Origin of the sequence: Caulobacter sp. SL161, from assembly GCF_026672375.1 — a bacterium.
In the GTDB taxonomy this organism is placed as follows: domain Bacteria; phylum Pseudomonadota; class Alphaproteobacteria; order Caulobacterales; family Caulobacteraceae; genus Caulobacter.
Genome location: NZ_JAPPRA010000001.1, coordinates 702,704 through 714,702 on the forward strand (window position 1 = coordinate 702,704; position 11,999 = coordinate 714,702).

Annotated in this window: 10 protein-coding genes; 4 read left to right on the plus strand and 6 right to left on the minus strand. The window is 67.9% G+C overall.

What is annotated here, in order from left to right:
• Nucleotides 1–113: 113 nt before the first annotated feature.
• The 3 genes from rlmN to OVA11_RS03630 all read left to right on the plus strand — a co-directional run bounded on the left by rlmN (nucleotide 114) and on the right by OVA11_RS03630 (nucleotide 2,710).
• The gene (rlmN, locus tag OVA11_RS03620) at nucleotides 114–1,328 is read left to right on the plus strand and encodes a 23S rRNA (adenine(2503)-C(2))-methyltransferase RlmN (protein ID WP_268066215.1); all 1,215 of its coding nucleotides are present in this window, start codon (nucleotides 114–116) and stop codon (nucleotides 1,326–1,328) included.
• A 94-nt stretch (nucleotides 1,329–1,422) separates the two neighbouring features.
• Nucleotides 1,423–1,851 carry a DUF350 domain-containing protein gene (locus OVA11_RS03625; RefSeq protein ID WP_010918024.1) on the plus strand — a complete coding sequence of 143 codons (429 nt, stop codon included), beginning with the start codon at nucleotides 1,423–1,425 and terminating at the stop codon, nucleotides 1,849–1,851.
• Nucleotides 1,852–1,876: 25 nt separating this feature from the next.
• Complete coding sequence (locus OVA11_RS03630) at nucleotides 1,877–2,710, plus strand: S1 family peptidase (protein ID WP_268066216.1); 834 nt, start codon at nucleotides 1,877–1,879, stop codon at nucleotides 2,708–2,710.
• On the opposite strand, the gene OVA11_RS03635 is transcribed toward OVA11_RS03630, so the two are convergent.
• The gene (locus OVA11_RS03635; RefSeq protein WP_268066217.1) at nucleotides 2,707–4,416 is read right to left on the minus strand and encodes an AmpG family muropeptide MFS transporter; all 1,710 of its coding nucleotides are present in this window, start codon (nucleotides 4,414–4,416) and stop codon (nucleotides 2,707–2,709) included. The genes OVA11_RS03630 and OVA11_RS03635 overlap by 4 nt on opposite strands.
• Nucleotides 4,417–4,449: 33 nt before the next feature.
• The gene (locus OVA11_RS03640; protein WP_268066218.1) at nucleotides 4,450–5,994 is read right to left on the minus strand and encodes a response regulator; all 1,545 of its coding nucleotides are present in this window, start codon (nucleotides 5,992–5,994) and stop codon (nucleotides 4,450–4,452) included.
• A 221-nt stretch (nucleotides 5,995–6,215) separates the two neighbouring features.
• Here OVA11_RS03640 and OVA11_RS03645 point away from each other — a divergent pair, with 221 nt between their 5' ends.
• Nucleotides 6,216–8,408, plus strand: a complete 2,193-nt coding sequence (locus OVA11_RS03645; RefSeq protein ID WP_268066219.1) for a TonB-dependent receptor family protein — start codon at nucleotides 6,216–6,218, stop codon at nucleotides 8,406–8,408.
• Here OVA11_RS03645 and OVA11_RS03650 read toward each other — a convergent pair.
• The 4 genes from OVA11_RS03650 to OVA11_RS03665 all read right to left on the minus strand — a co-directional run bounded on the left by OVA11_RS03650 (nucleotide 8,392) and on the right by OVA11_RS03665 (nucleotide 11,961).
• Nucleotides 8,392–9,963 (minus strand): YifB family Mg chelatase-like AAA ATPase, encoded by a 1,572-nt coding sequence (locus OVA11_RS03650; RefSeq protein ID WP_268066220.1) that lies wholly within the window; start codon nucleotides 9,961–9,963, stop codon nucleotides 8,392–8,394. The two genes, OVA11_RS03645 and OVA11_RS03650, sit on opposite strands and share 17 nt — an antisense overlap.
• A gap of 108 nt (nucleotides 9,964–10,071) precedes the next feature.
• Nucleotides 10,072–11,025, minus strand: coding sequence for a glutathione synthase (gene gshB, locus OVA11_RS03655; RefSeq protein ID WP_268066221.1), 954 nt, complete (start codon nucleotides 11,023–11,025; stop codon nucleotides 10,072–10,074).
• Nucleotides 11,026–11,145: 120 nt separating this feature from the next.
• Nucleotides 11,146–11,484, minus strand: a complete 339-nt coding sequence (locus OVA11_RS03660; RefSeq protein ID WP_268066222.1) for an ArsR/SmtB family transcription factor — start codon at nucleotides 11,482–11,484, stop codon at nucleotides 11,146–11,148.
• A 3-nt stretch (nucleotides 11,485–11,487) separates the two neighbouring features.
• Nucleotides 11,488–11,961: an SRPBCC domain-containing protein gene (locus tag OVA11_RS03665; RefSeq protein ID WP_268066223.1), complete on the minus strand. Its 474-nt coding sequence runs from the start codon at nucleotides 11,959–11,961 to the stop codon at nucleotides 11,488–11,490.
• Nucleotides 11,962–11,999: the final 38 nt, after the last annotated feature.

Here is an 11,999-nt window from a genome sequence, read left to right on the forward strand (position 1 = left end):
CTCCGCTTCGCTGCGGCCGGGATGACAGGAATTTGGTCGCAGGCCGTCCTTTTTGGAAAACCGGCCCTGATCTGCTATAGACCCGCCTCGACCCCGAAGAGCCGGACATCCCCTTGAGCGTCACCCTCGACCTGTCGCGCGTCTCATCCGAGACGACGCCCGCCCAACCCGTCGCCAAGCCCCTGGTCAACCTGTCGGGTCTCACGCGCCCGCAGTTGATCGCGGCGCTGGTCGAGAGCGGCGTGGTTGAGCACGGCAAGGCCAAGATGCGGGCCACCCAGATTTTCCGCTGGATGCACCATCGCGGCGTCACCGACTTCGCCGACATGAGCGACGTGGCCAAGGAAACCCGCGCGCGTCTGGCTGAAGCCTTCACCATCGCCCGCCCCGAGATCGTCGAGCGCCAGGTGTCCAAGGACGGCACGCGCAAGTGGCTGATCCGCATGGCCCCGGGCATCGAGGTCGAGAGCGTCTACATCCCCGGCGTCGGCCGCGCCGGCGCCCTGTGCGTGTCCAGCCAGGTCGGCTGCACGCTGAACTGCAGCTTCTGCCACACGGGCACCCAGCCCTTGGTGCGAAACCTGACCGCGGCCGAGATCGTCGCCCAGGTGCAGGTGGCCAAGGACGACCTGGCCGAATGGCCGTCCGACAAGGAGGACCGCCAGCTCTCGAACATCGTGTTCATGGGCATGGGCGAGCCGCTCTACAATCTGGGCCAGGTGGCCGACGCCATCGAGATCATCAGCGACAACGAGGGCATCGCCATCTCGCGTCGTCGGATCACGGTCTCGACCTCGGGTGTCGTGCCGATGCTGGAAAAGCTGGGCTCGACCACCCAGGCCATGCTGGCGATCAGCCTGCACGCCACCAACGACCCGCTGCGCGACGTTCTGGTGCCGCTGAACAAGAAGTACCCGATCGCCGAGCTGATGGCCGGCATCCGCGCCTATCCGGGCCTTAGCAACGCCCGCCGCGTGACCTTCGAATATGTGATGCTGAAGGGCGTCAACGACAGTCCCGAAGAGGCGCGCGCCCTCGTCAAGCTGATCAAGGGCATCCCGGCCAAGATCAACCTGATCCCGTTCAATCCCTGGCCTGGCAGCGACTACCAGTGCTCGGACTGGGCGACGATCGAGGCCTTCGCCGCGATCCTCAACAAGGCCGGCTATTCCTCGCCGATCCGCACCCCGCGCGGCCGAGACATCCTCGCCGCCTGCGGTCAGCTGAAGAGCGAGAGCGAAAAGGTCCGCGCCTCGGCGCTGCGCAAGCTGTCGCTGGCGGCGATGGCGGGCGTGCTGTCCGACGACGACGAGGACGAGGCGGCTTAAGGCCGCCGCTCGCCGGAGACGGGCGCCCCCTACGCAAGCCTTGCCGACCCGTGTTAGTCAGGGGTCAGCACGATTATCGGGGTCATTAGCGTCCATGCCGTCCCAGCTCCAGTCGCCCGAGGTCCAGGCCTTCGCCACCGGTTTTCCGATCACCCTGCTGCATGCGAGCGTGACCCTGGTCATGCTGATCCTGGGCGCGGCGCTCTACGCCCTGCTGACCCCGCACAAGGAAATCACCCTGATCCGCGAGGGCAACTCCGCCGCCGCTCTGTCGCTGGGCGGGGTGTTCGTGGGTCTGGCGATTCCGTTGGCCGTGTCCCTGCGGGCGTCGACGTCGGTCACCGAGATCGTCATCTGGGGCGCGGCCACCATCGCGGTGCAGCTGCTGGTCTTCCGCATCACCGACATGCTGCTCAAAGGGCTGCCCGAGCGCATCAACGAGGGCGAGGTCGCCGCCGCCGCCCTCCTAGTTGGGGCAAAGCTGGGCGTGGCGCTGATCCTGGCCGCAGCGGTGGGCGGCTGATACACTCGCGCCTGGAGGTCGTCCGGTGCATTTCCCCAAGCTTCCCGACTGGCTGGTCTATGCTGCGGCGGTGAGCGCCCTGGTGATCGTCGCTGTCGGTCGTCAGGAGCGGTCGGACGCGCCGCCGCCGCCGCCGCCCGTGCCGGGCGAGGAAGGCTTGCCGCTGGGACCGTCCTCGCCCTTCGATCCCTCGATCGTGGTTCAGGTGCCTGACAAGCCCACGCCGGGCTCGGGCACGGCCTTTTCGGTCGGCGACGACGGCGTCTGGCTGACCGCCCGCCATGTGGTCGACGGCTGCAAGCAGGCCGCCATCGTCGTGGCTGACGGACGGGGCGTGGCCGCCAAGGTCCATGTCGACACCCGCGCCGACGCCGCCGTGCTGACTACCGAAGGCGGCGCGCCGGCCGTGCCGATGGGGCTGGACGAGCCGCTGCGCCGGGGCGCGCGCGCCTATCACCCCGGTTTCCCCCAGGGCCATCCCGGCGAGGCCGCCTCGCGACTGCTGGGACGCGAGAATCTGGTCGTCCACGGTCGGGGCGCACGCACCGAGCCCGTTCTGGTCTGGGCCGAGGTCGGGCGCACCGACACCTTGAAGGGCACGCTGTCGGGCCTTTCGGGCGCGCCCGCGCTCGACGCCGCAGGACGGGTCATCGGCGTCACCGTGGCCGAGGCCCCGCGCCGGGGCCGCATCTACACGACCGCACCTGAAACCCTGAAGGCCGTGCTCGGCTCGCACCGTCGCCCCGCCGCCTCGGAGTTCGCCCCCAGCGAGCCGATCACCACCGAGAACTACGGCCGCGTCGCCGACGGCCTGCGCCGCGACCTGCGGGTGGCCCAGGTGGTGTGCCTGGCGGTTTAGGTGTTGTCGCCTGAGGGCGCTTCTCGCGCGGCGTCTTCAGCGAGTGTTCGACGGGCCACGGCGAAGGTGAGCGCAATCGCAAAGACGCCGATCAGCGTCGAGTACAAGAAGAACACCATGTAGCCGCTGCCCAGCGCTGCGGGCGACACGCCGGTCTTGGCGGCGCCCGAGACCAAGGCGTCCGGCGTCATATTGGCGAATAGCGGCTTGAGCACGGCAAAGGGGCCGCCGGCCTCCGCCGCGCGCGCCGAGCTCTCGACAATCCGGCCGGAGAGTGTGGCGATGACCTTCCCGGGCAATGCGTAGAGCGAGGAGAAAAGCGCGTACTGGGTCGCCGTGAAGCCTTGGCCGGTGAGGCTCGACATGTAGGCGATCAGCGCGACGCCGGAGAAACCTTGAGCGACGTTGTCAAAGCTGATGGCGATAATCAGGGCGCGAACATCGTGCCCCTGCATGGCGAGCCATGCGAAGATCAGGTTGCTCAGGGGGCCTGCGAATGCGCCGATGATCAACGAGCGGATCAGGCCCAGCTTGGCGATCGCGATCCCGCCGGCCAGCACGCCGATCATCGACATGATCGTCCCGAAGACTTTGCGGATCTCTGCGATCTCAGGTTTGGTGAACCCCAGGTCCAGGTAGAACGGGTTCATGATGTTCAGCACGAAATCGGCAAGCCGGTAGAAGCAGATCAGGGCCAGGATCAGGGCGGCGGTGCTGCGGTGGCGGCGGAAGAAGTCGATCAGCGGCGCGCCGAAGGATTGCGACAGATAGGCCCCGGGGCGGGTCGGCGTCTTCGGAATCGGCCAGCAGGCGATAACGATTACCGCTAGTCCCACGACGACGGCACCAACTTGCAGGAGCGTGCCGGTGGGCGGCGTCTTCCATAGTCCAGCTAGGCCAAATGCGTCTGGTGAGCCGAGCGGCGTGCTTAGGAAGGTCAACGGCGTGGCGTTGCCGGAAAGTCCTGAGCCGACGACTAGGGCGCCGACGACGAAGATGGCGCCACGACAAAGCCATTCGACCACGTCGCGCACCGGGCGGGCGGGGACCCCCTCGGTGTGAATCGGGCGGATGACGTGTTTCTGTTCTCTAGGGGCGCCAAGCACGCCCGCTACGCCGACCAGCATCAAGCCGGCCATGACCGCGTACGAAAAGTTCCATCCCTTGGCCTCCGCCAATAGCAGCGGCACCGCCCCGGCCACCACAATGGCGATGCGATAGCCCCACTGATATGCGGCCGCCATGGCGCCCTGTCTAGCGTCCTCCCCAGCCTCAATGCGCCAAGCATCGATGACGATGTCCTGGGTTGCGCCGGAGAAGCCGACGAACACCGCCATCGCGGCGATAGCCCCCAGGCCGCTTGCGGTCGACTGGCCGGAAATCAGCCAGAGACCCAGCATGATCGCGGCCTGAGCGACCAGCATCCAAGAGCGCCTGTGCCCCAGCCAACCCGTGAGGAAAGGAATCTTCACGCGGTCGACGAGGGGCGCCCACAGGAACTTGGCCGCGTAAGCCATCGTCGCCAGGCTGAAGAAGCCGATGATCTCAAGCGAGACGCCGTCCTCACGGAGCCAGGCAGAGAGGGTGTCGAAAACCAGCAGGTTGGGAAGGCCCGCCGAGAAGCCCAGCGCGAGCATCACCAGAATACGACGATCGGCGAACGCGCCAAGGATCGACAGTTTCTTCTCGGAAGCGTCTTCGGACATGCGGCGATCCCCCAGCGGGGGACGCCCCCCGTATCAGCCGGCGACCTTGGCTCGCGTCGCGGGTTTCGTCCAGCCGCCCAAGACGCCGCCGGTGGTCCAGCGCTTCAGAGCGTCGCGCAGGGCCTCCTGGGTCAGGGGCTTGACCAGGAAGTCGTCCATGCCCGCCGCCAGGCAGGTGCGGCGGTCCTCGTCGAAGGCGTCGGCGGTCAGGGCGGCGATCGGGGTGGCGACACCCTTGGCGCGCAGGGCGCGGGCGGCCTCGATCCCGGTCAGGCCCGGCATCCGCAGATCCATCAGGATCAGGTCATAGACCCCGGCCGAGGCGGCGGCGATGGCCTGCTCGCCGTCGGCGACGCGGTCGACGATGCAGCCTTCGCGCTCCGGCAGGGTGCGGGGCAGGAGCGTGTTGATCGGATTGGCCTCGGCCAGCAGCACCGGCGCGCCGCTGGCGACGGCGCCGGCGATGCGGTCGTCGTGGGCGGGCTCGTCCTCGGCCACACCATCAGCCGTCGTCGCTTGCAGCACCTGGGCGACCAGCGAGGCCGCGCGTAGCGGCTTGATCAGATAGCCCGAGAACCCGGCGGCCTTGAGGCGGTCGATGCGGTCGCGCTGTTCGGGCGTCAGCAGCACCACCGAGCGGCGGCCGGCGGGCGGCTTCAGGGCGCCGCGTGGCCCTGAGAGGGCCGCGTCGATCAGCAGCACCGCGTCGGCGGGCGCGCCGGCCAGGGCCGAGGCGATGTCGACGGCGGCGTAGGCGCGTCCGCCCGCCGCCTCGATCTGGCGGGCCGTGGCGGCGCGGACAATGGCGTTGGGCGAGGCGATGGCGACGTTGCGGCCCTCCAGCGGCGCGGCCCGCACGGGGGCGGCGGCTGTGGCGAACGACGCCTCGAACCAGAACTCCGCGCCCTGGCCCAGCTCGCCGCCGACCCCGACCGCGCCGCCCATGGCGGCCGAGAGCCGCGAGACGATGGCCAGGCCCAGGCCCGCGCCGCCCAGCTGGGTGGCGTGGGTGACGTCGGTCTGGACGAAGGCTTCGAAGATGCGGGCGCGGGCGTCTGGCGCGACGCCGGGGCCGGTGTCGGCCACCGAGAAGCGGATACGCCCGCCGTCGATGGCGCTGGCGGTCAGCAGCACGCCGCCGGCTTCGGTGAACTTCACGGCGTTGCCGGCGAAGTTCAGCAGGATCTGCCGAAGCCGGCCCTCGTCGGCCAGGATCGTCGGCAGGGGCGAGGAGACGGCCCAGGCGATCTCGACGCCCTTCTCGTGAGCGCGCGGGCTCATCAGCTCGGCGACCTGCCGCAGCAGGCCCTCGATATCGACCGGGGCCAGCGACAGCTCGATCGCGGCCGCGCCCAGGCGGGCGAAGTGCAGCACGTCATTGACCAGCGACAGCAGGTGATCGCCGCTCTCGCGCAGGGCGGTGACATAGGACCGCTGCTCGGCGGTCAGCTTGGTGTTTTCCAGGAGCCTCGCCATGCCCAGCACACCGTTCAGGGGCGTACGGAACTCGTGGCTAAGAGTCGCCAGCTGCTCGGGCGTGACGCTGGGATGGCGGTCGTCGGATCTGCTGTCGCTCATGCCGGACAGGGATAGCCGACGCGGCTTAACGCCCGGTTCAAGAGCGCCTGGACAGCTGGATCAGCCCGAGCCGACAGGCCTGCGGGGGCTTTCTGTGTGTCGGAGGCGATACAATGGCTTGAGCAATTGCAAGTCAGTCGCATCATTCTATTGCGAGTGACACTCAGACTTACTAACAGGCACCGCTCGGTCCGACGGGATCGATCTGCTCAGAGTCATAGGTGTCCATCGTGATCCGCTCCCATCGACACGCCGTCCGTTTCGGGGCGTCCCTTTCCGTCCTGGCCCTGCTGGGCCCGGCGTTCGGGGCGAATGCGAAGGAAGCCGCGCCCTTGGACGCAAAGGCTGATACCGAGATCAGCGAGGTGCTGGTGCTGGGGCGAGGCGCCCAGCGTCTCAGGATCGCCGGTTCGAGCCATGTGGTGAACGAGGCCGACCTGGAACGGTCTCGCGTCCTGACCGTCAATGAGGCCCTGCGCCAAGTGCCCGGTGTCTATGCGCGCGATGAGGAGGGCCTTGGCCTGCGTCCCAACATCGGGATTCGCGGTCTGGCGCCCACCCGATCGACCAAGATTCTGCAGTTGGAGGACGGCCTGCCGCTGAGCTACGCCCCCTACACGGACAACGCCAGCTACTCGACGCCGCCGTTTCGTCGGTTTGTCCGCATCGAAACCCTCAAGGGCGCCAGCCAGATCCGGTTTGGCCCCAACACCGTGGGCGGAGTCATCAACTTCATCACTCCCAGCGCGCCGGAGACCTTTGGCGGCGACCTGTTCATGGCTGGTGGCGGGCGCGGCTATCGGGAGCTGGACCTGAAGATCGGCGGCCCGGTCCTGGGCGAACTCGCTGCGATCGGTCACGCCAACCGCACGCGTTCGAACGGCGTTCGCGACAACACGGCGCTGGAGATCCAGGACTTTTGGGGCAAGCTTGAGGGGCGGCTGTCGGCGCACCACGCCATCGCCCTGCGGGTCGGCCATGCCACCGAGGACAGCCAGGTGACCTATTCGGGCCTGACGGCGGCGGAGTATGCGGCCGATCCCCGGCAGAACCCCTTCGCCAACGACCATTTCAAGATCAAGCGCGCGACCGCGGCGATCACCCACGGCTGGACGCTGTCGGAGGCTCTCAATCTCAAGACTTCGGCCTATAGCCTCTGGTTCGACCGCGACTGGTGGCGGCAATCCTCAAACTCCGGCCAGCGACCCAACGACGCCAGCGATCCGGCGTGCGGCGGCATGGCCAATCTGAACACCACCTGCGGCAATGAAGGCCGCCTGCGCGAGTACAACACCTATGGCCTCGACACCCGCCTGACCTGGACGGGCACGCTGGCCGGCGCCCAGGCGGTGATCGAGGCGGGCGCGCGCCATCAATGGGAACGGCAGAACCGGCTGCAGTTGAACGGCGATCGACCCACCGCGCGGACAGCGGGAACCTCGGTGAACGGCGGGGTTCGTGAAAACAATCTGCGCTATGGCGAGGCCAGCGCCGGCTTTGTCAGCCTCAGCCTGACCTGGGACCGCCTGACGGTGAATCCGGGCCTGCGGGTCGAACAGATCGACTACCGGCGGGTCAACCGGCTGAACGGGACGACCGGCGAGACCGACCTGTCCGAAGTGATCCCGGGTCTGGGCTTTGCCTGGGCGGTCAAGCCGGGGGCCTACCTCTATGGCGGCGTGCACCGTGGCTTCGCCCCGCCGAGGGCTGAGGACATTGTCAGCGGCACGGGCGGCGTGGTCGACATCGACGCCGAGGAGAGCGTCAACAGCGAGATCGGCTATCGTAGCGCGGTCCGGCCCGGCCTCTTTGTGGACATCAACGCCTTCCGTATGGACTTCGACAACCAGGTGATCCCCGCCTCGGTGGCCGGCGGCGTCGGCGCCACCCTGACCAACGGCGGCAAGACCCGTCACCAGGGCGTGGAGCTGTCGCTGAAGGGTTCGCTGCGCGAGATGGGCATGATCCGAGGGGACGACGTCTTCTTCCGGTCGGCCCTCACCTGGCTGCCCGACGCCGCCTTCGTGGGCACGCGTCGCTCCAGCGTCAGCGGCTTTGGCGGGGTCTCTGTGTCGGGCAACCGGTTGCCCTATGCGCCGCGGTGGCTGGCCTCGGCGGCGATCGGCTACAGCTTCGGCGTCCACACCGACGTCCAGCTTGAGGTGCAGCACACCGGGAAGATGTTCACCGACGATCTGAACACGGTGGCCCAGACCGCCGACGGTCAACGGGGCCTGATCAAGTCCGCCACCGTCTGGAACGCCAGTCTCAACACCCGTCCGTTCGGCGATCGCACCACGCTGTTCCTGGCCGTCAAGAACATCGGCGACAAGCTTTACATCGCCGACCGGTCACGCGGCATTCTGCCGGGCGCGCCCCGGCTGGCCCAGATCGGGCTCAGCCAACGCTTCTAGACGTGTTTTCGATCCGGCGAGACGGCGGGCCGACGTCTTCGTCGCCCGCCGCGCTGGTGCGCCGATAGGCCAGGGCCTCGGCGACATGAACCCGCTTGACGCTATCGACTCCCTCCAGGTCGGCGATGGTGCGGGAGAGGCGTAGCACCCGGGTCCAGCCGCGGGCGCTGATGCGTCCGGCCTCGGCGGCGCGGGACAGCAGGTCCCGCCCTGCCGTGTCGAGCCCTGAGATCTTTTCCAGAAACGCCCCCTCGGCGCGGCCGTTCAGGCCATCGGCGGCTCCCAGCGCCTCGGCGCGGTCGACCTGCAAGGCCCTGGCCCGCGCCACGCGCGCGGCGATCTCGGCGGAGCCTTCGACCGGCGGCGGCAGGGCCAGATCGGCGGCGGTGACGGCGGGCATGTCGACGGCCAGATCAATCCGGTCGAGCAGGGGGCCCGAGATGCGGCCCTGATAGTCCTTCTGGCACCGGGGGGCCTTGCCGCAAGCGCCGCGCCCGGCGCCGCCGTGGCCGCAGCGACAGGGGTTCATCGCCGCGACCAGCTGGACCTTGGCGGGATAGCGCACATGCGCGTTGGCGCGCGCGACCATCACCTCGCCCGTCTCCAGCGGACCGCGTAGGCTGTCCAGCGCCTGGACGCCGAACTCGGGCAGTTCATCCAGGAACAGGACGCCATTGTGCGCCAAAGAGACCTCGCCCGGCTTGGCGCGATGCCCGCCGCCGGTCAGGGCGGCCATGCTGGCGCTGTGGTGCGGAGCGCGGAAGGGCCGCGCGCGCGTCAGCGTGCCCCGGGCGATGAGCCCCGCCACCGAATGGACCATCGAGGTCTCCAGCAGCTCGGCCGAGGTCAGGGGCGGCAAGAGGCCAGGCAGGCGCTGGGCCAGCATCGACTTGCCCGAGCCCGGCGGACCACAGAACAGCAGGTTGTGGCCGCCGGCCGCCGCGATCTCCAACGCGCGCTTGGCGTGTTCCTGGCCTTTGACGTCGCGCAGGTCCCTGGGCGGCTCGCCCTCGATGATCGGGCCCGGCGTCGGGGCTGAGAGGATCTGGCTACCTCGGAAGTGGTTGATCAGCGCCACCAGCGAGCGCGGCGCCAGGATCCGCGTGCCGCCGGCCCAGGCCGCTTCCGGTCCCGAGGCTTCGGGGCAGATAAGCCCCAGGTCCATGGCCCCCGCCGCCATGGCGGCGGGAAGGGCGCCGGCGGCGGGCACGATGCGGCCGTCCAGAGACAGCTCGCCCATCGCCGCCCAGCCGTCCAGCGCGTCCAAAGGGATGACGCCCAGGGCCGCCATCACCGCAAGCGCGATCGGCAGGTCGAAGTGCGCGCCCTCCTTGGGCAGGTCGGCCGGCGCCAGGTTGGCGACGATGCGCTTGCCGGGCAACGAAAGGCCAAGGCCGGCGAAGGCGCCGCGCACCCGTTCGCGGCTTTCGGCGACCGCCTTGTCGGCCAGCCCCACCACCACGAAGGCGTGCTGGCCGGTCGTCAGTTGGACCTCGACATCGACCCTCCGGGCCTCGACGCCTTCGAACGCGACGGTGACGACCCTGGCGGCCATCGTAACTCCTTGAGGAACTTCAATTTATCCACAAGGAGCAACATAGCTGGCGAAATGGAGCAAGAACGAAAAACGAACGTTTCGGGAAATCTTGCCGTTTACGCAGAGTTACCCACCGTTCGCCCGAATGTCCTCGATCCGATTCCAAAGTACTTCGGCGGCGTTGATACCGGTAAACCGCTTCAGCTGTTGGGCGCCCGTGGGCGAGGTGACGTTGATCTCGGTGAGGTACTCGCCGATCACGTCGATGCCCACGAATAGCAGACCGCGACGCTTCAGTTCCGGGGCGATGATCTTGCAAAGCTCCAGGTCGCGGGCGGTCAGCTCCACCGCCTCGGCGCGGCCGCCGACGCGCAGGTTCGAGCGGACTTGGCCGCTGGCCGGAACGCGGTTGATCGCGCCCACGGGCTCGCCATCGACCAGCAGCACGCGCTTGTCGCCCTTGCTGACGGCGGGAACGAACTTCTGCGCGATGACCTGCTCGCGGCCGATCATCGCGTGCAGTTCCAGGAGGGCGTCGAGATTGGGATCATCGGCCAGCAGACGCGCCACGCCCGAGCCGCCGCCGCCATAGAGGGGCTTCAGCACAATGTCGCCGTGCCGGGCGCGGAAGTCGTAGATCGCTTCATGGTCGCTGGTGATCAGGGTCGGCGGCTGCACCCCTGGGAAGTCGGTGACGAACAGCTTCTCGGGCGCGTTGCGCACCTCGGCGGGATTGTTCACGACCAGGGTGTGGGGGTGGACCTTCTCCAGGAAGTGCGTGGCCGTGATGTAGGCCATGTCGAACGGCGGATCCTGGCGCATCAGGACGACGTCGATGTCGTCCTTCATGTCCAGCACCACGGTCTCACCCAGCCTGGCGTGCGCGCCCTTATCGGCGAACACCTCGACCGGCTGGGCGCGCGCGAACACCCGGCCGTCTTCCTGCGAAAGCTTGTCGGGGGTGTAGAACCACAGCTTGTGGCCGCGGCTCTGGGCTTCCATCATCATCAGGAAGGACGTGTCGGTGTCGATATTGATCCCCAGGATGGGATCCATCTGGACGGCGACTCGCAGCGACATGGGGGCTCCTGGGGTTTTCTCGACGCCGCCCAGACCTAGAGGGCGGCGAGCGTCTAGTTAAGCGCGAATGACGAGATTGCGAGCGGACTTCTTGAGCGAATGTCCGCTCACCATCTCTTCTTAGTCGCCCTCAACGGTTCGCCTCAGGGCGTCGAAGCGCGACCGCCACAGGGTCTTCTGGAGACGGGCGAACGCTTCGAGCCGCTCCAGACCCTCGGGGTCGACCGTGCAAATCCGCTCGCGGCCCACCTTGCGCGTGCTGACCAGGCGGGCGCTCTCGAGAATCCGAACATGCTGACCCAGGCCCGTCAGCGTGATGCCGAGCGGGGTGGCCAGATCCTTGACGCTCTGCTCGCGCTCCATCAGCGAAAAGAAGATCTTTCGCCGCGTGCCATCGCCAAGCGCGGCCAGAAGGCCCTCGATCTCTTCGCGCGGCGCCCCGCTGGTCGCAACACGCATGGGTTAGGCCTCCAGATAGCGATGGAGACCAGCGAGAAGCTGCTCGTGTCCGTTCCGGCGCAGCAGAGGGCCGTCGGAGCCCTCCAGATAGGCGCCCTGTTGGGTCAGCTTCAGGCTGGCCTTGTCGCCTTCGGCCGCGAACTCGAACGCCTCGTTGGCGATCGAGACCACCTTGCCGCCCGTGATCATCCGCGTCCGGCAGACCAGAAGCATATTGTCTTCGCGGGCGACGAATTCGCCTTCCATATCAACCTGCAGGCCGGGGACCGGGGTCTTGTCGTTCAACACGATGCGGAAGATCTCTTTCCCGCCCACGCGCGCATCCAGGCTGTATTCAAGCGTTTCGTGCGTGGCAGAAGAATTGCCGTCGGCGTACCAGCCGCGCTTGGTCGCCGGGTCGATGAACGCCGAAAACAGCTTCTCGACCGAACAGGCGAAGGTCTCTTTGATCTCGAAGCCATCGAACAGGATCGTCATGGCGGTGTTCCAATTTGATGAAGTTTCAACTTCACTAA